We start from the raw sequence: 20,725 nt of genomic DNA on the forward strand, positions 1-20,725 counted from the left end.
GAGATGTGTACCATAGGAGGTAAGGTTTGGGGGGAGAGAAAATGAAGTTTGCTGTTCTTTTTATTACGATAATCTGTCTGTTATCAGGATGCGCCGCGGGCAAAGAAAAAAGTGTTGTCGCATTCGGCGACAGCAATACGCGCGGTTCCAACTGGGATTATCGTGATTATCCGAAGGCGCAGCAGTGGGTAAATATTTTAAAAACAGCGGAACGCGGCCGTCTTACGGTTATAAATGCGGGAATAGGCGGCCAGACGACTGAGGATGCGCGCCTGCGCTTTCAAAGCGATGTGCTGGAGCGTAAGCCCCGATATTTATTTATCATGTTCGGAACAAATGATGCGGGCATTTTGACGGGCGATCAGCCGCGGGTATCAAAGAAACGGTTTAAAGAAAACCTGACTTATTTCATAAACGAAAGCAGAAATCACGGCATAAAGCCGATTTTAATGACGTGCATCCCGGTTATAGAAGGAAACGGAACGCATCATCTCTATTACTATTCGAGATATAAAGCCTCAGCCTTTAAAGAAAAAGGCGGTGCGAGAAAATGGCATAATTCCTATAACAGCGTTACGAGGCAGGTTGCAGCTGAGTTGAAAGTGCCGCTGGTGGATAACTGGAAACACTTTATACGCGCGGACGGCGGCAAAGATACAGACCGGGCGCTGATCCAATCCGGACTGATAGATCCTTCCGGAAATCATATGACGCCAAAAGGCGCCAGAATCTTAATTGAAGGCATAAAAAATGGGCGGGTTTTGGAACGCTGACGCCGTCAGCTGCCTAAACCGTTTTGCTTCTGCTTCATAGGCTGTAGAAAAAACATCTTTTTGGAGGCGATTGCTATGAACCGCGGTTTCCCTCCGCAACATCCTGTATGCCCGCCTCCTCGGGTGAATGCGGGGTACTGGTACGCATTTTTTGTTGTGCTGCTCGTCGTCATTCTCGTCCTGGGCGGTCTGTATTGGTTCAATATATAGCAGCCGTCCTCTTAAACACCTCTATTTTAGGGGTGTTTTTTGTTGAAAGTGGTAGTAATGCGCATAACCGAAGTGATATAATATCAGTCATCTGAGTAAAAAAAGGAAATTCGCCCGGGAACTTTTTTCTTTTTAAGAAGAAACGGAAATAATGTGTCCGAGCGATCTTCTTTTGATTTCGTTTTCAATTAACTCGATAAATTCACGGCTCAAATTCATTTCATTTGCTTTGAAATAAGATTCTATTAGTAATTCATCAGAAAGCTTTCTCATGCCGGGGACCCAATTAATGGGAGTGGCACCTCCTTACAATTGTAATCAATCATCAGACGCAAGCATATGATGGAAGGTTGCGTTTCAATCATGGTGAGGTTATCTTTAATCTACCATGAAATACAAATAAGAACAATCGTTCTGTTATCCACACTCGTACGTGGATAACTTGTTAGTATCTTGTTTATAATCTGGATAAATCCGGATGTAATAAGAGTGGATAATGTGTGTAATTTTATCCACAACTGGTGAAGAAACCCAATTTTTGTCGAAATTTTTTTACTGTGTCCGACTTTGTTTTTAAATCTGACAGGTTTCGACATATAGATGATAGAAAGAAAAGGAAGGGTGCGGGTTTTGTTAAAAAAGTTTTTTTTACCTGACGAATTTGTGAAAAATATATTTCATATCACACCGGAAAAGCTCAAAGAACGCAATGTGAAAGGGATTATTACAGACCTTGACAACACGCTTGTGGAGTGGGACAGACCGAGTGCGACACCTCGATTAATCGAGTGGTTTGAAGAAATGAAGGAGCACGGCATTAAAGTCACGATCGTCTCCAATAATAATGAACGAAGAGTGAAATTATTCTCGGAGCCGCTTGGCATACCGTTTATTTATAAGGCAAGAAAACCGATGGGGCGCGCCTTTAAAAGAGCCGTCAGCAGCATGGATCTGAAAAAAGAAGACTGTGTGGTCATCGGCGATCAGCTGCTTACTGATGTTCTCGGCGGAAACAGAAACGGGTATCATACGATCCTCGTCGTGCCTGTCGCTTCCTCTGACGGAGTCATGACGCGCTTTAACCGCCGGATTGAACGGAGAATATTGAGTTCTTTGAAACGTAAAGGCCATATTCAGTGGGAGGATTAGAAATGGAAAAGGTTGTTTGCATCGGCTGCGGAGTAACGATCCAAACCGAGGATAAACAAGGTCTCGGATACGCGCCAAAGGCATCTCTCACAAAGGAGAATGTCATCTGCCAGCGCTGCTTCAGACTGAAAAATTACAATGAAATTCAAGATGTTTCATTAACGGATGATGACTTTTTAAATATCTTGCACACAATCGGCGATACTGACTCTCTAATTGTCAAAGTCGTTGATATTTTTGATTTTAACGGAAGCTGGATAAACGGGCTGAACCGCTTTGTCGGCGGTAATCCGATCATTCTTGTCGGTAATAAGGCCGATATCCTGCCGAAATCCGTAAAACGGGAACGGCTCGTTCAATGGATGAAACGCGAAGCGAAAGAATACGGCTTAAAACCCCTTGATGTCTTTTTAATCAGCGCTTCCCGCGGACAAGGGATGAAAGAAGTCATTGACGCCATTGAACATTACCGCGAAGGCCGCGATGTGTATGTGGTGGGCTGTACCAATGTCGGCAAATCCACATTTATCAACCGGATTATTAAAGAGGTCTCAGGGGAAGAGAATATTATTACCACCTCTCAATTTCCGGGCACGACGCTTGATGCGATTGAAATCCCGCTTGATGACGGATCTGCGCTTTATGATACGCCGGGAATCATTAACCATCACCAGATGGCGCATTACGTGGACAAGCGTGACTTAAAGGTGCTGACACCGAAAAAAGAACTGAAGCCGCGCACTTTTCAGCTGAATGAAAAACAAACGCTTTATTTCGGCGGGCTTGCCCGGTTTGACTATGTATCAGGCGATAAAACGGCGTTTGTCTGCTATATGCCGAATGAATTGATGATTCACAGAACAAAGCTTGAAAATGCTGATGCCTTATACGAAAAGCATGCGGGAGAACTGCTTACCCCGCCCGGAAAAGATCATTTGGATGAATTTCCGGAGCTTACACCCCATACGTTTTCGATTAAAGAAGGAAAGACGGATATCGTTTTTTCCGGTCTCGGCTGGGTCACGGTGCAGCAAGCAGATAAAAAAATAACGGCATACGCTCCGAAAGGCGTACACGTATTTGTCCGCCGTTCATTAATATAGAGAGAAGGGGAGAGGGAGCATGAAACAATTGTACGGAGTAATCGGAAATCCGATCGGGCATTCAATGTCACCCGATATTCATAACGCGGCTTTGCAAGATAAGAACATCAACGGGCAGTATTTTGCGTTTCAGGTGGAACCTCATCATCTCAAGGACGCCGTTAACGGAATCAAGGCGCTTGGCATCTGCGGAGTGAACGTCACAGTCCCGCATAAAGTCGCGATCATGGAGCATCTGGATGAAATACATGAAAGCGCGAAAGTACTCGGGGCCGTAAATACCGTCAAAAGAGAGGGAGACAGGCTCATCGGGTATAATACTGACGGAGATGGGTTTTATAAATCCTTAGTCAAAGTATTGGACAAACCGATATCAGAGCTCTCCATCCTTATGATTGGGGCGGGAGGAGCGGCAAGAGCGATTTTTACGACGATCGTCCGCAGAGAGCCGAAACAATTTGACGTTTGCAACCGCACGCCGGAAAAAGCAGAAAGTCTGATTGCGGCTGCTCCCTCTTTTCAGCAGAAACGCGCCCTTACTTTAAAAGAAGCTGAAAATCAGCTTGAACAATATGACGTCATTATTCATACAACATCTGTCGGCATGTATCCGAAAACGGATGCCGTGCCGCTCTCATTGGAACGGGCCAAAACGGGCGCCATCGTTTGTGATATCGTATACAACCCGATTCAAACGGCGTTCTTAAAAGAAGCTGAAAAAAGAGGTTTAACAACCCTTGACGGTGTCGGCATGTTTGTGGAACAGGCCGCACTGTCTTTCAAGCTGTGGACGGAACAGGAGCCTGACAGCGGCTTAATGAGAGCGATTGTTGAAGGAAAACTAGGAGGAACACAATGTTAACAGGAAAACAAAAACGGTTTTTGCGTTCAAAAGCGCATCACTTAACGCCTATTTTTCAAGTGGGAAAAGGCGGAGTCAACGAAAACATGGTGAAACAGATTGCCGAGGCTTTAGAAGCAAGAGAGCTGATTAAAGTCAGCGTGCTTCAAAACTGCGAAGACGATAAAAATGATGTCGCAGAAGCCCTTGTGAAAGGCAGCCGCTCACAATTGGTGCAGACGATCGGAAATACGATCGTATTGTATAAGGAATCAAAGGAAAATAAACAAATCGAGCTTCCGTAAGGTGGTTAACATGAAGAAAATCGGAATATTCGGGGGCACATTTGACCCTCCGCACAACGGACATCTTCTGATGGCTAATGAAGTCCTTCATCAGGCGGAGCTCGATGAGATTTGGTTTATGCCCAATAAAATCCCTCCGCATAAGCAGAATGAAGACTTTACAGACAGCCGGCACCGGGTGGAGATGCTGAAGCTTGCCATCAGCTCGAATTCCGGCTTTAAGCTTGAGCTTGCGGAAATGGACCGGAAAGGCCCTTCTTATACCTATGATACTGTCCGTTTACTGAAGGAGCGGCACCCGAACGACAAGCTTTTCTTTATTATCGGGGCGGATATGATTGAATATCTGCCGAAATGGTACAAACTGGACGAATTGCTCACGCTCATTCAATTTATCGGAGTGCGGCGTCCGGGGTATCATATTGAGACCCCGTACCCGCTGCTTTTTGCCGACGTTCCGGAATTTGACGTTTCGTCAACGATGCTGAGAGAACGTCTCAAAGCAAAAAAGCCGACGCAATACTTAATGCCGGATAAAGTGAGGCAGTATATAGAGGAGAATGATTTATATGAATCGTGAGGAAGCACTTGCCTGCGTCAAAGAACAGCTGACCGAGCATCGCTACATCCACACAATCGGCGTGACAGATACGGCGGTTATTCTCGCAGGCCGGTTCGGAGCAGACCCGAAAAAAGCGGAAATGGCTGCTGTTTTTCATGATTATGCGAAATTCCGGCCGAAAGAAGAAATGAAGCAGATCATCGTGCGGGAAAAAATGCCGGCTGAGCTCTTGGATTACAATGCCGAGCTGTGGCATGCCCCTGTGGGAGCGTATTTGGCTGAGAAAGAAGCGGGGATCACTGATCCTGAGATCTTGGATGCAATCCGCTATCACACGTCAGGGCGTCCCGGAATGACCCTTTTAGACAAAGTCATTTACGTTGCGGATTACATTGAACCCGGCCGCCATTTTCCCGGAGTGGAAGAGGTGCGCCGTCTGGCGGAAACAGATCTGAACGAAGCGCTCATACAAGCAATGAAAAATACAATGATATTTCTGATGAAAAAAAACCAGCCGGTCTTTCCGGAGACGTTTGCAACCTATAATTGGCTGGTGTCTTAAAATTGACAGGAGGAATTTGAAGAATGAATCAAGCTTCCGTATTAAAAATCGCGGCAAAAGCATGCGACGATAAACGTGCAGAAGATATTTTAGCGCTGGACATGGAAGGAATCTCACTTATAGCGGATTACTTTTTAATCTGCCACGGGAATTCTGATAAGCAGGTTCAGGCAATTGCGCGTGAAATTAAAGATCAGGCAGAAGAAAACGGCATTGATGTCAAAAAGATGGAAGGGTTTGATGAGGCCCGCTGGATTTTAGTTGATCTCGGCGATGTTATTGTCCACGTTTTCCATAAAGATGAAAGAAGCTACTACAATCTTGAAAAGCTATGGGGCGACGCGCCGCTCGCAGAGCTTGAGCTCGGCTTGAACTCATGATTTACCAAGGCTTCGCCGGCGTATATGACGAGTTAATGTCACATGCGCCGTATGATGAATGGGCGGGCTGGATCGAAGCGTCTCTTCCGGAAAAGGGAAGGGTGCTTGATCTTGCCTGCGGAACAGGAGAGATATCCATCAGGCTTGCTGAAAAAGGCTGCGAAGTCACGGGGATTGATTTGAGTGAAGATATGCTGAGCTGTGCCCAGCAGAAAAAAACGGGAAAGCCGATTCTTTTTCTCCAGCAGGATATGAGAGAGCTTTCCGGTTTTGAAGAACAGTTTGATGCTGTAGTCATCTGCTGTGATTCCCTAAATTACTTAAAAACGAAAAATGATGTCTTAAGCACCTTCAAAAGTGTTTTTCGAGTTTTGAAGGAGGACGGCCTGCTTCTGTTTGACGTCCATTCCCCATATAAAATGACGGAGCTTTTTCCGGACAGCACCCATGCGGATCAGGATGAGGAGATCAGCTATATCTGGCAAAGCTTTGCCGGCGATGAAGAGCTTTCTGTCATCCATGATATGTCCTTTTTCGTATGGAACGGACAATCTTATGACCGTTATGACGAGACGCATGAGCAAAAAACATTTTACATTGAAGAATATGAACAAATGCTTGCAGAGACCGGATTTGAACTGAAGAAGGTGACGGCTGATTTTACAGACCGGCCTCCTTCAACAGAGTCTGAACGTCTTTTCTTCACGGCAGGCAAACCAAAAACCATCGTTTAAACGGAACGATGGTTTTTAAAATGCGTTTTTTGCGATTGGCGAGATAAAGCACTTTATGGCATACTCAGTTACACGTGAAATTGCTTCTTCACTAACGATATATCTTCATCGTATTTGTCATGTGTACGCTGAAAGACACGGTTGAACATATCCTGAACACCGCTTTCGAGAGCCTTCAGTCCTTCCCCGGTGACGCCGCCTTTTACGCATACTTTTTCCTGCAAGGCGGGAAGCGTGTAATGCCCTGTTTCCAGAAGCTTTCCGAGACCGACAAGCATTTCCGTCGACATAATCACTGCTTCTTCTTTGGTGATGTCCGTTTCTTCCACTGCCGCGTCAATAAAGCGCTGAACGAGATAACTCATAAAAGCGGGCCCGCAGCTGACAATGTCTGACGCCGCTCTTGTAATGCCGCTGCTGATTTCTACAGGTTTTGAGATATGAGTGAACAGCGTTTGAATATCCGCTTTTGCAGACTCGCTGCAGCTTTTGCCGAACGTAACAAGCGAGACGCCGGCCAAGGCGCGGTTCGTAATGCTCGGAATGACGCGGGCCGTCTGACACGGAACCGTATGTTCAATCTGATCCGTCTGAACGGGACTGGTAATGGAGATTAAAATGTGATCTTTCCGTAAATGCGGTGTGAGTTTCTTCAGCAAAGGATATATATCCAGCGGTTTTACACAAATGAATATTATTTCATTTTCCTGTACGAGCTTTTCCTGATCCTCGGTGACATGGATGCCGCTGAAACGTTCTTTTAGTTTTAATGCTTTTTCGATTGTTCTGTTTGTGATGGTGATATATGAGGGATCGGCAGCGTTTGATTCGATAAACGATTCAATCAGGATCGTTCCCATGTTTCCGGTGCCGATAAAGCCTATTTTCAATGAATTCCCCTCCTTTTTCCCTTAATCCTCTAAACCTTATGCGGGGAGGCAATGCAATATGACGAAAGCGATGATGACGGAGCGGCTGCGGCGGAACCTGAAAATTCTGGGCGCTTGTCTTGTAGCAGGGGCGGTTTTTATCTGCATTTGGCTGTTTCGTTCTGAAAAGGAAGAGCCGGTCAAACAGCAGTCCGTGCTCGGCCAAACAGCCTCAGCATCCGTCGCGGACAAAAAAGACACCGCAGACGACAAGATTATGATTGATGTGAAAGGCGCGGTCCGAAATCCCGGCGTGTATGAAATGAAAGCGGGAGACAGAGTGACTCAAGCCATTGAAAAAGCCGGCGGCCTGAAGAAAAAGGCGGATGAATTGAATGTTAATTTAGCAGAGCAGCTGCAGGACGGGACGATTGTTTATATTCCGAGTGAAGGCGAAGAGGAGAATCGCCCGAAAACAGCAGCGGGTGAGAAGGAGAATGCAGCTGTCAATATCAATACGGCATCTCTGGACGAACTTCAGGCGATTTCCGGGGTGGGGCAGAAAAAAGCGGAAGCGATTATCGCCTACCGAGAAGAAAAAGGACGGTTTCAGACTGCTGAAGATTTGATGAATGTATCAGGCTTTGGAGAAAAGTCATTTGAGCGGATAAAAACTTCCATTACAGTAAAGTGAATTGACGGTTCTGCTTAAATCTATGTAAACTTAGAAAAGCAACAAGACTTTTTGGAGGGAACACTTGTGGAACGAATCTCATGGAATCAATATTTTATGGCGCAAAGCCATTTGCTGGCGCTGAGAAGCACATGCCCGAGACTGTCAGTCGGGGCAACCGTAGTCAGAGATAAGCGGATGATTGCCGGCGGATACAACGGCTCAATCGCCGGCGGCGTCCATTGCGCTGATGAAGGATGCCTTTTAATAGATAATCATTGCCAGCGGACCATACATGCAGAGATGAATGCGATTCTGCAATGTTCTAAGTTCGGTGTTCCGACGGAGGGCGCCGAAATTTATGTGACGCATTATCCTTGTATTCAATGCTGCAAATCAATTATCCAGGCAGGCATCAAAACGGTTTATTATGCCGAAGATTACAAAACACAGCCTTATGCAAAAGAGCTGTTCAGCCAAGCCGGAGTCAAGGTGGAGCAGGTCGAACTTGATGAAATGATCATCGATCTGAAAAACCGCGAAAAATTGTCTTTTGTAGCAGGTCTGATTCAGCAATTATCTGATGCGGGGGTTAAGGCAGATGAACTGAAAAAAATTCATGAACAGGCCAATGAGCTGTTTACCAGTTACGTATAAATGAAATATAAATACCTTCTTCTGCCTCTGGCGGCGGTTTCTGCAACTGCGGGAATTGCCGCCGCTCATGTCTTCTGGGTTCTGCTCCTTTTTCTTCTGTATCTTCTCTTTATTATTGTAAAAACAAAGCACCATGCTCCGGTTATCGTCTGCCTCGTTTCTTTTTGTGTTTATTTCTTTCTTTATACGGTTTGTGACGCTGCGAATGTAACGCGGTATCAGGCCGGCAGTTATACTGAACAGGCCGTCATCACTAATATTCCGAAGGTTGACGGAGCGAAAATGTCAGCCGTTATCCGTACACATGACAAGGAAAAATGGGCGGCTTCGTACAAAATCCGTTCTCTTGAGGAAAAGAGACTCATTGAACAGCTTGAACCGGGGATGCGCTGCACGTTTACAGGCTCTCTGGAACAGCCTGCACATGCGACGGTTCCCGGAGGTTTTGATTATAAGGAATATCTTCACTCTCAGCAGATTCACTGGTTATTTTCCGTGACTTCCATTCAGCAGTGTGAAAAATCCAAACAGCCGCTGTTTAAACTGCTGAACATCAGAAAAAATTTGATTTCGATCATTCGGAATCACGTGCCTGAATCTTCCGCCGGAATTGTTGAAGCGCTGACCTTAGGTGAAAAATTTTCTATAGAGGACGATATACTGAGTGCATATCAAAATTTGGGAGTCGTTCATTTAATGGCGATTTCCGGAATGCATGTCGGTCTTATTACGGCGGGATTATTTTATGCTCTGATCAGAATCGGGCTGACAAGAGAAAAAGCGGGAATTTTGCTGCTGTTGTTTTTGCCGGTGTATACGCTGCTGAGCGGTGCCGCCCCATCCGTATTGCGCGCATCCCTCATGCTGGAATTTTATATCGCCGGAACTCTTGTTAAACGCGGCATTCATTCCTCTGCTGCATTGTCCCTGTCTTATATGCTGCTCCTGCTGTTTAATCCTTACTTCCTTTGGCAGGCGGGCTTCCAGCTTTCCTTTGCGGTAAGCGCCTCTTTAATTCTGTCATCCTCCATTTTAAAGAAAGCAGGGAAAAGCAGACTTGCCGGGCTTGCGATGGCTTCATTCATTGCGGAGCTCAGCTCACTTCCGTTTCTTCTCTATCATTTTCAGCAGATTTCACTTGTCAGTTTTCCGATGAATATGGTGATGGTGCCATTTTATACGTTATTTGTCATTCCGGTTTCTGTCATCGGTTTCCTTCTTCTTTTACTTTCAAGGAAGATGGGAGAATGTTTTTTTGATATGTTCGACCTTGTGATGAGCCCTGTGCATGATTTCATTACATATGCGGCATCCGTTGATTTATTTACTATGATTGTGTCAAAGCCTGACTTTGTTTCCCTTCTTCTGCTTGCGGTTTCCGTTTTTACGCTTTTTGCGGCTTTGGAAAAGGGAGGTTTTTTAAAACTCAGGAAATCGGCTTTTTTTTTCTGCGCGGTTTTGGCTTATTTAATATGCCGTCCGTATTTCAGTCCATGGGGAGAAGCGGATATGCTTGATATCGGGCAGGGAGACTCACTGTTTATAAGCGCGCCGCACCGCAAAGGGACCGTAATGGTTGATACAGGGGGAGTGATTTCTTATCCCGGAGAATCATGGAAAGAAAAACGCCACCCGTATTCTATCGGCGAGAAGGTTTTGATTCCGTTTTTAAACGGAAAAGGGGTGAAAAAGCTGGATGCGCTGATTTTAACCCATGCGGATCAAGATCACATCGGAGAAGCCGGAGTGTTAATCAAAAATCATAGAGTCAAACGGTTAATTGTCCCCGTGGGATTCGTAAAAGAACCGAAAGATCAGAACATATTAAATATGGCGAAAGAAAACAACATTCCCGTTGCCGAAGCAAAGCGGGGCGACACCATTACAGCCGGTGATCTTCAGTTTCAGGTGCTGTCTCCGGAGTCGTCTGACGGAAGGAGTAAAAATGATTCGTCACTGGTGCTTTGGACGGTTTTAGGCGGAGTGAGCTGGCTTTTGACGGGAGATTTAGAATCGGACGGCGAAACGGAAGTGCTGAAAACGTATCCGAAACTGAAGGCTGATATCTTGAAGGCGGGTCATCACGGCAGCAAAAGCTCTACGAGTGAAGCCTTTTTGAAACAGCTTCAGCCGGAAGCAGCGCTGATTTCAGCAGGAAAAGAGAATCGATACCATCATCCGCATGAAGAAGTGCTGGATCGTTTGAAGGCGTACTCTGTCAATGTGCTTCGCACCGATGTCAGCGGAACGATTCAATACAGATTTAAAAAAGGCGCCGGAACGTTTTCCGTCTTCCCTCCATATGATATAGAAGAAACCAGGGCGCAAGAAGTAAAAAAGACTGCCGATTGACAGCAGCCCGGAATGCGGCTAAGAGCCGATAAGATGGATGGCTGTTGCCATCACGAACAAAAAGGCGAAAAATCCGAAGGACACGACAAAACCGACAGCTGAGTCAACAGCATCATTTCGTTTGCTTTGAACGTTTTTTTCAAAATCATTCAATTTCATCCCTCCTGACTTCCCTAAGTATACTGGAATTGTTTTGAAAAATCTAGAAGTGATGGTAACGTTTTCTGTTCTTGTGATTATCGCCTTTTTACAAGCAGACCCGGGAGCTTGTGAATCAGGCGTTTATTATAAATGAGGAAGCTGTCCTTAAAGCTTCCTCTTTACTATTTGCCGAACTCAATTTAGGATAGAAGGGGATCAAGAAAGAGAGGAAGTCATACGATCATGGTATTTGATGTTTGGAAAGCCCTGAAAAAAGGGGATGTCCGCTCCGTTTATTGTTTATACGGAAAAGAAACGTATCTGCTCCAAGAAACTGTCAGCCGGATCAGACAAGCTGTCGTTGATGAGGAGACAAAAGATTTTAACCTGTCTGTTTTTGATCTTGAAGAAGATCCGCTTGACCAGGCCGTAACCGATGCGGAAACGTTTCCGTTTATGGGAGAGAAGCGGCTGGTCATCGTAAAAAATCCGTCTTTTTTAACAGGGGAAAAAAAGAAAGAAAAAATAGAGCATAATACAGCCGCTCTGGAGACTTATCTGAAGGAGCCTGCACCTTACACGGTCTTTGTGATTGTGGCTCCGTATGAGAAGCTGGACGAACGGAAAAAGCTGACGAAAGCGCTGAAGCAAAAAGCCCTTATGATTGAAGCTAAGGAGCTGAATGCAAAGGAGACGACTGATTTTACGATTAATCTGGCGAAATCCGAAAATAAAATGATCGATACAGAAGCTGCCGAGCATTTGGTTCTGCTTGCAAACGGCCATCTGTCTTCCATATATCAGGAAATACAAAAACTCTCCGCCTACACCGGTGACAGACATGAGATCACACTTGAAGATGTCCGGGAGCTCGTCGCAAGAAGTTTGGAGCAGAATATTTTTGAGCTGATCAACAAAATCGTGAACCGAAAACGGACGGAAAGTCTTCAAATATTTTATGATCTTTTAAAACAAAACGAAGAACCGATCAAAATTATGGCGCTGATCGCCAACCAATTCCGTCTGATTATGCAGACGAAGTATTTTGCAGGACAAGGATACGGCCAAAAGCAAATCGCTTCCAACTTAAAGGTGCACCCCTTCCGGGTAAAGCTGGCGATGGATCAGGCGAGGCTTTTTTCTGAAGAAGAGCTGCGGCGTATTATAGAAAGACTCGCAGTGATGGATTATGAAATGAAAACGGGGAAAAAGGACAAGCAGCTCTTGCTGGAGCTCTTTCTCCTTGAGCTTCTCCGGACCGAATGAAAAAAACGATCCCCGTTAAAGGGATCGTTTTTGTATTATGCAGAAAGTCCGTTCACTTGTTTCGCAAGTCTAGATTTGTATCGAGCTGCGGCATTTTTGTGTACAAGACCTGTTTTCACTGCTTTATCAATGCGTTTCGCTGCTTCAGAAAGAGCAGTTTTCGCTTTATCCGCTTCGTTGTTAGCAACAGAAGCTTCAACTTGTTTGATTGCAGTACGCATAGCAGATTTGATTGTCGCGTTATGAGCGCGGCGTTCGTTGTTTGTTTTTGTACGTTTAATCGCTGATTTAATGTTTGGCATGTGTTTCACCTCCTAAGATACAACCTGTAGCACAGTGTCTTAAGGTTAAATCTTCTTCACAATAGAACAAATTGTATTCTATCAAACAGAACTTTAGATTGCAATATAAATGTAAAGTATTTTTCGTTGATGGGTAAATTCGCATGATTCGTTTTGTAAATGGCCACACTATGTACCACGATGATTGAAGGAGGTCTTCCCTGTGAAAAACAACGAACTGGATGTCAATCAATTTCTGATACGGACGGATTTAGCGGTAGAAACGAAACAGGCAGTAAAAGACGGACAAGCCGGTCAGAAAAAAGAAATAAACGGGTTTATTGAAAAAGAACGCGACAAGGGCGGCATTAAAGTCAGAACCGTCGATATTACCAAAGAAGGCGCCGAGCTATCGGGGAAAAAGCAGGGACGCTATGTCACGATCGAGGCTCAAGGGGTTCGGGAACACGACTCTGACATGCAGGAAAAAGTAACGGAAGTGTTTGCCGAGGAATTTTCCGCCTATCTATCGGCATTAAAGATTCCAAAGGATGCAAGCTGTTTGATCGTCGGTCTCGGCAACTGGAATGTGACGCCGGATGCGCTCGGCCCTCTCGTGACCGAAAACCTTCTTGTGACAAGGCATCTGTTCAGGCTTCAGCCTGAAAATGTGCAGGAAGGGTACAGGCCGGTCAGCGCGCTTGCTCCCGGTGTGATGGGATTAACGGGAATTGAAACGAGCGATATTATTCAAGGTGTCATCAAAGAATCAAAGCCGGATTTTGTGATCGCGGTAGACGCTCTTGCGGCAAGAGCCGTTGAAAGGGTGAACACGACCATCCAATTTTCTGATACGGGCATTCACCCGGGATCAGGCGTCGGCAATAAGAGAAAAGAATTAAGCAAGGAAACGCTCGGCATTCCCGTCATCGCAATCGGGGTACCGACTGTTGTTGATGCGGTTACGATCGCAAGCGATACGGTGGATTATATATTAAAACATTTCGGCAGAGAGATGAAAGATGACAGCCCGTCAAGATCTCTGGTGCCCGCCGGAATGAACTTCGGCAAAAAGAAGGTGCTGACAGACGAAGACCTTCCCGGAGAAAAAGAACGCCAATCCTTTCTCGGTATTGTCGGCACGCTGGACGAAAACGAAAAACGCCAGCTGATTCACGAAGTGCTTTCTCCGCTCGGCCATAATCTGATGGTCACGCCGAAGGAGATTGACACCTTTATTGATGATATGGCGAACGTGCTTGCAAACGGGTTAAACACCGCCCTTCATGAAAAAGTGTCACAAGATAACAAAGGTTCTTATAATCATTAAAATGGTTCTACCTCCTCTAGCTTGTTCATAGAGTAATTACTAGACAAGCGCTGGAGGGATTCAAATCATGAGAAAAAAACGCAGAAACCGTCAAATTGTCGTTGCAGTAAACGGTGGAAATGCGCTCAAGGGCATGTTTTTGTTTATGACAAGCCTTATCGTTATTTTCGTATTATCGGGTGTGCTCACATCGCTTCGCCCTGAACTGAGGCTTTCTTCGGATTCTCTTCACGGAATTGCCGGAGAACTTCCGGGTGACGCGTTTGCACACCTCCTCGGCATGGAAAATCATTATTTCGCCTCAGAGCTTCCTGAAAAAGACTCTTTTCAGCTGTCCCGGCTTTCCTTAAAACTGGCGACAAGCATTAATATGGAAGACCCGCGGAGTTTCTTGGGACGTGAGCTGCCGGGATTTGCCCAATATGATACGGAGATCCTTCTGGCGGGGCAGGGGACGGATTATACGAATATGCCGGCTGAATCTCCGCCGCCGTCAAAGGTGATGGAAAAAGAAAAAGAAGTGAACCTGGCAGAAATCGAAAACAAAACGAAAAAAGAAGAAACGGCGCCGCCGAAACATTCAACAGGCAGCAAAAAAGTCGTTTTTATTTACCACACTCATAATACCGAATCCTATCTTCCTCTGTTAAAGGGGGAAACAAATCCGGATAACGCCCGCCATTCGAAGGCCAATGTCACGCTTGTCGGAGATATGTTCGGAAAAGCGCTTGAAGCGCAAGGTGTAGGAGCGACCGTAGATAAAACCGACATTCAGGCCCGCCTGAACAAAGACGGCTTAAATTATGCGCGAAGCTACGACGAATCAAGGCCGGTCGTAAAAAGCGCGCTCACCAAAAATAAAAACCTGCAATATACCATAGACATTCACCGGGATTCCCGCCGCAAGAAAAATACGACAGCCGACATCAAAGGAAAAAGCTATGCCAGAGTCGCCATCGTCGTCGGCAAAAAAAGCGCTAATTTTGAAGAAAACTATAAACTCGCAAGTGAACTTCATAAGCTGATGGAGAAAAAATACCCCGGCTTAAGCGTCGGTGTTTTATCAAAAGGCTCTCCGGGAGATAATGGAGTGTACAACCAGGATTTAAACGACCGGTCGCTTCTGCTGGAATTCGGGGGCGTGGATAACAATCTTGAAGAACTGAGGCGCGCATCAGATGCCGCGGCCGATGTGTTCAGCGAACTGTACTGGGATGCAGAAAAGGTCAGCTCGCAATCAGGAGAGAAGAAAAAACAATAGAAATCAGGTGATTCGAATGATCCGTTTTACCGGCAAATGCCTGCTGATCGCCATTGTCATGTTTTTCGGCGTATTGTTCGGCATGCAGCAGGCAAACAGCGGAATGCTTGATATGAAAGGATACAAAGATCCCTCCTTAAAAGGAGCATTCACGCTCGGCGGCGGAGAAGGACAGGAAAAAGAAGCTTCCATTTTGGGGCAAACCGTTACTGCGAAAGATCTGGAAGAAAAACAAAAACAGCTGGAACAGGCGGAAACCTTCAACTTGTTTTCAAAAGCCGGGGAAACCCTTTCAAATACCGTGACGGACTCGGCGCAGGCGATGTATGAGTGGGTTTCGAAACTGAACCGTTAGCACTGATGAAGAGAAAAGCGGATGATTCCTTAAAGGAAGCTTTTCTCTTTCTTGTTTTAATTGAATGTTTACAATCCTATTGATATAATCTAAGCTAGTGTATTTTGCGTTTAATAGTAGGAGTGATAGATTGTGACAGATAAAGAAAAGCGTTTAGAGAGGCAGTCAAGAATCCGGAATTTCTCCATCATCGCCCACATAGACCACGGCAAATCGACCTTGGCGGATCGGATTTTAGAAAAAACATCGGCGATCACCCAGCGGGAAATGAAAGAACAATTGCTTGATTCAATGGACCTTGAACGCGAACGGGGAATTACCATCAAATTAAATTCCGTTCAGCTGAAATACAAAGCAAAAGACGGAGAAGAATATATATTCCATCTCATCGACACGCCCGGACACGTCGACTTTACATATGAAGTATCGCGAAGCCTGGCTGCCTGTGAAGGCGCGATTCTCGTTGTTGATGCGGCTCAGGGAATAGAAGCGCAGACATTGGCGAACGTCTATCTGGCGCTTGATAATGATCTTGAGATTCTTCCTGTCATTAATAAAATCGATCTTCCGAGCGCAGAGCCAGAACGTGTGCGTCAAGAGGTTGAGGACGTTATCGGCCTTGACGCTTCAGACGCCGTCCTCGCTTCAGCGAAAGCGGGCATCGGCATCGAAGACATTTTAGAACAGATCGTAGAAAAAGTGCCGGCTCCCGCGGGAGACCCGGAAGCTCCGCTGAAAGCGCTCATCTTTGACTCGCTTTATGACGCGTACCGCGGAGTCGTCGCGTATATCAGAGTCGTAGAAGGAACGGTCAAACCGGGCCAGAAAATTAAAATGATGGCAACCGGAAAAGAGTTTGAAGTCATCGAAGTCGGCGTCTTCACGCCGAAAGCGCAGCCGGCTGACGAATTGACAGTCGGTGACGTAGGCTATTTGACAGCCGCAATCAAAAACGTCGGCGACACCCGTGTCGGTGATACGATCACGAGCGCGGTTAAGCCTGCGGCAGAAGCGCTTCCGGGCTACCGCAAACTCAATCCGATGGTATACTGCGGACTTTATCCGATTGACACAGCCAAATATAATGATTTGCGCGAGGCTCTGGAAAAACTTGAATTGAACGATTCATCTCTTCAATACGAGGCGGAGACGTCACAAGCCCTCGGCTTCGGTTTCCGCTGCGGCTTTTTAGGAATGCTTCACATGGAGATCATTCAAGAGCGGATTGAACGGGAATTTAAAATTGATCTTATTACGACCGCGCCGAGCGTTATTTATGACGTATATATGACGGACGGCGAAAAGGTCATCGTGGATAACCCGTCAAACATGCCTGATCCCCAAAAAATAGAGCGGGTGGAAGAACCTTATGTAAAAGCGACAATGATGGTGCCGAACGATTATGTCGGTGCGGTGATGGAGCTTTGCCAAGGAAAACGCGGCAATTTTATCGACATGCAATATTTAGACGCAAATCGTGTCAGCATTGTCTATGACATGCCATTAGCGGAAATCGTATATGAATTTTTTGATCAGCTGAAATCAAGCACAAAAGGCTACGCGTCCTTTGATTACGAACTGATCGGCTACAAACCGTCTAAACTTGTCAAGATGGACATTATGCTGAACGGAGAAAAAATCGACGCCCTTTCATTTATCGTGCATCGCGATTACGCGTACGAACGCGGAAAAGTAATTGTAGAAAAACTGAAAGAGCTCATTCCGCGCCAGCACTTTGAAGTACCGATTCAAGCAGCGATCGGACAGAAAATCGTGGCCCGCTCAACCATTAAGGCCATGCGGAAAAACGTCCTTGCAAAATGTTACGGAGGAGACATCTCGCGGAAACGGAAGCTTCTTGAAAAACAAAAAGAAGGAAAACGCCGGATGAAGCAGGTCGGCTCAGTAGAAGTGCCGCAGGAAGCGTTTATGGCCGTTCTTAAAATGGATGACAGCCCGAAAAAATAACGGAAGCCGCCGCAGTCCCGCGCTGCGGCTTCTTTCTGTAAAGAAGAAGGTGTTTCAAAATGAAATCAGCTTATATTCATATTCCGTTTTGTGAGCATATCTGCCACTATTGCGATTTCAATAAATATTTTATTCAGAGCCAGCCTGTCGATGAGTACTTAAACTCACTCGAAAAGGAAATGATAAATACAATAGAACGGACGGGACGCCCTGATCTCCGTACGATCTTTATCGGGGGAGGCACGCCGACATCGCTCTCACCTGTCCAGCTGGAAAAATTGATGGATTCCATTCACCGCGTGCTGAAGCCTTCTGACGGACTCATAGAATTTGCCGCGGAAGCGAATCCGGATGATTTGTCCCCGGAAAAATTAAAAATCATGAAAAATGCCGGTGTCAACCGGCTGAGCTTCGGTGTTCAAACCTTTGAAGATGAGCTTTTACAAAAAATCGGCAGAGTGCATAAACAAAAGGACGTATTCACTTCCTTTGAACGTGCGAGGGCTCTCGGCTTCGGCAACATCAGTCTTGATTTGATGTTCGGCCTGCCGGGGCAGACGCTGGCCGATCTTGACAATTCCGTCAAAACGGCTTTGTCTCTTGATGCGGAGCACTATTCCGTTTACTCGCTGATCGTAGAGCCGAAAACGGTGTTTTATAATTTAATGCAAAAAGGCCGCCTGCATCTCCCGGCGCAAGAACAAGAGGCCGAGATGTATGAAACGGTCATGAGGCAGATGAGTGAAGCGGGCATCCGTCAATACGAGATCAGTAACTTTGCAAAGCCCGGATACGAGTCGCAGCATAATCTGACGTATTGGAGCAATGAAGAGTATTTCGGTTTTGGCGCAGGCGCTCACGGATATATCAGCGGCACGCGCACCGTCAACGCCGGGCCTGTGAAACATTACATGCAGCTCATTGAAGAAAAGGGGCTGCCTTACCGTGACACACACAAGGTGACACGTGAGGAGCAGATTGAAGAAGAAATGTTCCTCGGTCTCAGAAAAATGTCCGGCGTACAAAAGCAAGCTTTTCTCGATAAATTCGGACGCTCGGTCGACGAACTGTTTCCCGATGTTCTCAAAGATTTAACCGAAAAAGGCCTGATCTGTGACACGGAAGAATCGGTTGCATTAACGCATGAGGGCAAATTATTAGGAAATGAGGTTTTTGGCGCTTTTTTGGGTGAGTTATAATTGACATTTTTCTTTTGGTTTGTTACTTTTGATATAGAATTAGCACTCGCTGACCTTGAGTGCTAACAGGGGTGATGATGATGTTAACAAATCGTCAGCTGTTGATCCTGCAAGTGATTATTAATGATTTTATACAATCAGCGCAGCCTGTGGGATCAAGAACTCTTTCAAAAAAAGACGAGATTACATTCAGCTCTGCAACGATCAGAAACGAGATGGCTGACTTGGAGGAATTGGGCTTTATTGAAAAAACCCATTCATCCTCAGGACGGATTCCGTCGGAAAAAGGGTACAGGTATTATGTCGATCATTTGCTGTCACCCGTCAAGCTGACAAAAACCGATCTGGATTTAATTCACTCGATATTTAAAGAAAAAATCTTCGAGCTGGAAAAAACAGTCCAAAAATCAGCGCAAATCCTGTCCGATCTGACAAACTACACATCGATTGTCCTCGGGCCGACGCTGAGCGAGAACTATCTTAAACAGATTCAAATCGTTCCGATCCAGCCGGATAAGGCGGTCGCCATCCTCGTCACGAACACGGGGCATGTCGAAAACCGCACCATCAATTTCCCGGCTAAAGTGGATTTGGCCGATATTGAAAAACTGGTCAATATACTAAACGATCGATTAGCGGGCGTGCCGATGGACGAACTGAATGAGCGCATTTTCAAAGAGGTTGTCACCTATTTAAGGCAGCATATCGCCAACTATGACAGCATACTTGAATCGCTCCGCTCCACATTCCATCCGGCGGCCCACGTTGAGAAATTGTTTTTCGGCGGAAAGATCAACATGCTGAATCAGCCGGAATTCCATGATATTGAAAGGGTCCGCTCGCTCTTATCTTTAATTGAAAAAGAGCAGGATGTTCTGAAGTTGTTTCAGTCATCAAAAGCCGGGATTTCAATCAAAATCGGGAAAGAAAACGACTACGAAGAAATGGAAAACTGCAGCTTAATCACGGCCACCTATACAGTTGATACGAAACAGATCGGTTCAATCGCGATTATCGGGCCGACGCGCATGAATTATTCAAGAGTCGTCAGCCTGCTGCAGCACGTGACTTCGGACTTGTCAAAAGCATTCACAAGTTTGTATGATGAATAAGGGAATTTTGGCAATCATTTTCAGTCATCTTTTTACAGCATTTGAGGGAGGTGAACACAATGTCAGAAGAAAAACAAACCGCAGAACAGGTTGAAGCAGCAGAACAAGAAGAAGTGACAGAACAGGCAGAACAAGCCGCTTCACAAGAGCAGCATGAAGAAACGGCAGGTCAGGAAGAAGCCCTTCAGCACCAAATTGATGAATTGCAGGGTTTGCTTGATGAAAAAGAAAACAAGCTTTTGCGTGTTCAAGCAGACTTTGAAAACTATAAACGACGCAGCCGCCTTGAAATGGAAGCTGCTCAGAAATACCGTTCTCAAAACGTCGTAACGGAAATCCTTCCGGCTCTCGACAACTTTGAACGGGCGTTACAGGTAGAAGCTGAAAGCGAGCAGACAAAAAGCTTGCTGCAAGGTATGGAAATGGTCCGCCGCCAGCTGATGGACGCACTTGAAAAAGAAGGCGTAGAAGCCATCGAAGCTGTCGGTCAGGAATTTGATCCGAACCTTCACCAAGCCGTCATGCAGGTGGAAGATGAAAACTTCGGCAGCAATATTGTTATCGAAGAACTGCAAAAAGGCTACAAACTGAAGGATCGCGTCATCCGTCCTTCAATGGTAAAAGTGAATCAATAACTACATA

At 45.7% G+C, this 20,725-nt stretch carries 24 protein-coding genes and 2 pseudogenes; 22 read left to right on the forward strand and 4 right to left on the reverse strand.

The features are described 5' to 3' along the window. The first annotated feature begins 41 nt into the window (after positions 1–41). Positions 42–773, forward strand: coding sequence for an SGNH/GDSL hydrolase family protein (locus OQ477_RS02195; protein ID WP_265971254.1), 732 nt, complete (start codon positions 42–44; stop codon positions 771–773). Positions 774–848: 75 nt separating this feature from the next. After that, positions 849–983 carry a hypothetical protein gene (locus tag OQ477_RS02200; protein WP_254894354.1) on the forward strand — a complete coding sequence of 45 codons (135 nt, stop codon included), beginning with the start codon at positions 849–851 and terminating at the stop codon, positions 981–983. 132 nt (positions 984–1,115) lie between these two features. Here OQ477_RS02200 and OQ477_RS02205 read toward each other — a convergent pair whose 3' ends face one another. Next, the gene (locus OQ477_RS02205; protein WP_003152850.1) at positions 1,116–1,256 is read right to left on the reverse strand and encodes a sporulation histidine kinase inhibitor Sda; all 141 of its coding nucleotides are present in this window, start codon (positions 1,254–1,256) and stop codon (positions 1,116–1,118) included. Between the two features lie 357 nt (positions 1,257–1,613). On the opposite strand from OQ477_RS02205, the gene OQ477_RS02210 reads away from it, so the two are divergent. From OQ477_RS02210 to OQ477_RS02245, 8 genes are read left to right on the forward strand one after another with little or no spacing between them, the layout of a single operon-like run. Further along, positions 1,614–2,132, forward strand: coding sequence for a YqeG family HAD IIIA-type phosphatase (locus tag OQ477_RS02210; protein ID WP_007408254.1), 519 nt, complete (start codon positions 1,614–1,616; stop codon positions 2,130–2,132). A gap of 2 nt (positions 2,133–2,134) precedes the next feature. Then, complete coding sequence (yqeH, locus tag OQ477_RS02215) at positions 2,135–3,235, forward strand: ribosome biogenesis GTPase YqeH (RefSeq protein WP_033574151.1); 1,101 nt, start codon at positions 2,135–2,137, stop codon at positions 3,233–3,235. 19 nt (positions 3,236–3,254) lie between these two features. Next, on the forward strand, positions 3,255–4,097 hold the full coding sequence (gene aroE, locus OQ477_RS02220; protein ID WP_003152856.1) for a shikimate dehydrogenase: 843 nt from the start codon (positions 3,255–3,257) through the stop codon (positions 4,095–4,097). Beyond that, positions 4,091–4,381, forward strand: coding sequence for a ribosome assembly RNA-binding protein YhbY (gene yhbY / locus OQ477_RS02225; protein WP_003152858.1), 291 nt, complete (start codon positions 4,091–4,093; stop codon positions 4,379–4,381). The genes aroE and yhbY overlap by 7 nt, the downstream gene beginning before the upstream one ends. A gap of 10 nt (positions 4,382–4,391) precedes the next feature. After that, positions 4,392–4,961: a nicotinate-nucleotide adenylyltransferase gene (locus OQ477_RS02230; protein WP_007408258.1), complete on the forward strand. Its 570-nt coding sequence runs from the start codon at positions 4,392–4,394 to the stop codon at positions 4,959–4,961. Continuing rightward, on the forward strand, positions 4,951–5,505 hold the full coding sequence (yqeK, locus tag OQ477_RS02235) for a bis(5'-nucleosyl)-tetraphosphatase (symmetrical) YqeK (protein WP_265971255.1): 555 nt from the start codon (positions 4,951–4,953) through the stop codon (positions 5,503–5,505). The genes OQ477_RS02230 and yqeK overlap by 11 nt, the downstream gene beginning before the upstream one ends. Before the next feature lie 23 nt (positions 5,506–5,528). Continuing rightward, the gene (gene rsfS / locus OQ477_RS02240; protein ID WP_007408260.1) at positions 5,529–5,885 is read left to right on the forward strand and encodes a ribosome silencing factor; all 357 of its coding nucleotides are present in this window, start codon (positions 5,529–5,531) and stop codon (positions 5,883–5,885) included. Continuing rightward, a complete protein-coding gene (locus tag OQ477_RS02245; protein ID WP_265971256.1) occupies positions 5,882–6,619 on the forward strand; it encodes a class I SAM-dependent DNA methyltransferase in 738 nt (245 codons plus the stop codon). The genes rsfS and OQ477_RS02245 overlap by 4 nt, the downstream gene beginning before the upstream one ends. Before the next feature lie 68 nt (positions 6,620–6,687). Here OQ477_RS02245 and comER read toward each other — a convergent pair whose 3' ends face one another. Next, complete coding sequence (gene comER / locus OQ477_RS02250; RefSeq protein WP_265971257.1) at positions 6,688–7,509, reverse strand: late competence protein ComER; 822 nt, start codon at positions 7,507–7,509, stop codon at positions 6,688–6,690. Between the two features lie 58 nt (positions 7,510–7,567). On the opposite strand from comER, the gene OQ477_RS02255 reads away from it, so the two are divergent. The 3 genes from OQ477_RS02255 to OQ477_RS02265 all read left to right on the forward strand — a co-directional run bounded on the left by OQ477_RS02255 (position 7,568) and on the right by OQ477_RS02265 (position 11,170). Further along, entirely contained in the window at positions 7,568–8,182 is a 615-nt protein-coding gene (locus OQ477_RS02255) for a helix-hairpin-helix domain-containing protein (protein WP_020956097.1), read from the forward strand. A 66-nt stretch (positions 8,183–8,248) separates the two neighbouring features. Beyond that, positions 8,249–8,818: a ComE operon protein 2 gene (locus OQ477_RS02260; protein ID WP_003152868.1), complete on the forward strand. Its 570-nt coding sequence runs from the start codon at positions 8,249–8,251 to the stop codon at positions 8,816–8,818. Continuing rightward, positions 8,819–11,170 (forward strand): DNA internalization-related competence protein ComEC/Rec2, encoded by a 2,352-nt coding sequence (locus OQ477_RS02265; RefSeq protein ID WP_265971258.1) that lies wholly within the window; start codon positions 8,819–8,821, stop codon positions 11,168–11,170. A gap of 18 nt (positions 11,171–11,188) precedes the next feature. On the opposite strand, the gene OQ477_RS02270 is transcribed toward OQ477_RS02265, so the two are convergent. Then, positions 11,189–11,323: a YqzM family protein gene (locus tag OQ477_RS02270; protein WP_003152870.1), complete on the reverse strand. Its 135-nt coding sequence runs from the start codon at positions 11,321–11,323 to the stop codon at positions 11,189–11,191. Between the two features lie 40 nt (positions 11,324–11,363). Here OQ477_RS02270 and OQ477_RS02275 point away from each other — a divergent pair. Together OQ477_RS02275 and holA are read left to right on the forward strand one after the other, a co-directional pair. Then, positions 11,364–11,515, forward strand: a pseudogene (locus OQ477_RS02275) (hypothetical protein). Positions 11,516–11,554: 39 nt separating this feature from the next. Beyond that, a pseudogene (holA, locus tag OQ477_RS02280) lies at positions 11,555–12,596 on the forward strand (DNA polymerase III subunit delta). 16 nt (positions 12,597–12,612) lie between these two features. Here the strand turns inward: holA and rpsT are convergent. Continuing rightward, on the reverse strand, positions 12,613–12,879 hold the full coding sequence (gene rpsT / locus OQ477_RS02285; protein WP_003152876.1) for a 30S ribosomal protein S20: 267 nt from the start codon (positions 12,877–12,879) through the stop codon (positions 12,613–12,615). Positions 12,880–13,081: 202 nt separating this feature from the next. Between rpsT and gpr the strand changes: the two genes are divergently transcribed. The 7 genes from gpr to grpE all read left to right on the forward strand — a co-directional run bounded on the left by gpr (position 13,082) and on the right by grpE (position 20,718). After that, complete coding sequence (gene gpr / locus OQ477_RS02290; RefSeq protein ID WP_007408268.1) at positions 13,082–14,188, forward strand: GPR endopeptidase; 1,107 nt, start codon at positions 13,082–13,084, stop codon at positions 14,186–14,188. Between the two features lie 67 nt (positions 14,189–14,255). Then, entirely contained in the window at positions 14,256–15,449 is a 1,194-nt protein-coding gene (spoIIP, locus tag OQ477_RS02295) for a stage II sporulation protein P (protein ID WP_265971259.1), read from the forward strand. A gap of 16 nt (positions 15,450–15,465) precedes the next feature. After that, positions 15,466–15,804, forward strand: coding sequence for a YqxA family protein (locus OQ477_RS02300; protein WP_007408270.1), 339 nt, complete (start codon positions 15,466–15,468; stop codon positions 15,802–15,804). A gap of 132 nt (positions 15,805–15,936) precedes the next feature. Next, a complete protein-coding gene (lepA, locus tag OQ477_RS02305; RefSeq protein WP_045208281.1) occupies positions 15,937–17,772 on the forward strand; it encodes a translation elongation factor 4 in 1,836 nt (611 codons plus the stop codon). Positions 17,773–17,831: 59 nt separating this feature from the next. Next, the gene (gene hemW / locus OQ477_RS02310) at positions 17,832–18,971 is read left to right on the forward strand and encodes a radical SAM family heme chaperone HemW (protein WP_265971260.1); all 1,140 of its coding nucleotides are present in this window, start codon (positions 17,832–17,834) and stop codon (positions 18,969–18,971) included. An 80-nt stretch (positions 18,972–19,051) separates the two neighbouring features. Further along, positions 19,052–20,083, forward strand: coding sequence for a heat-inducible transcriptional repressor HrcA (hrcA, locus tag OQ477_RS02315; RefSeq protein WP_003152889.1), 1,032 nt, complete (start codon positions 19,052–19,054; stop codon positions 20,081–20,083). A 59-nt stretch (positions 20,084–20,142) separates the two neighbouring features. Next, positions 20,143–20,718 carry a nucleotide exchange factor GrpE gene (gene grpE, locus OQ477_RS02320; RefSeq protein ID WP_003152892.1) on the forward strand — a complete coding sequence of 192 codons (576 nt, stop codon included), beginning with the start codon at positions 20,143–20,145 and terminating at the stop codon, positions 20,716–20,718. The last annotated feature ends 7 nt before the right edge of the window (positions 20,719–20,725 follow it).

The organism is Bacillus sp. ChL18 (genome assembly GCF_026241425.1).
GTDB classification, from domain to species: domain Bacteria; phylum Bacillota; class Bacilli; order Bacillales; family Bacillaceae; genus Bacillus; species Bacillus velezensis.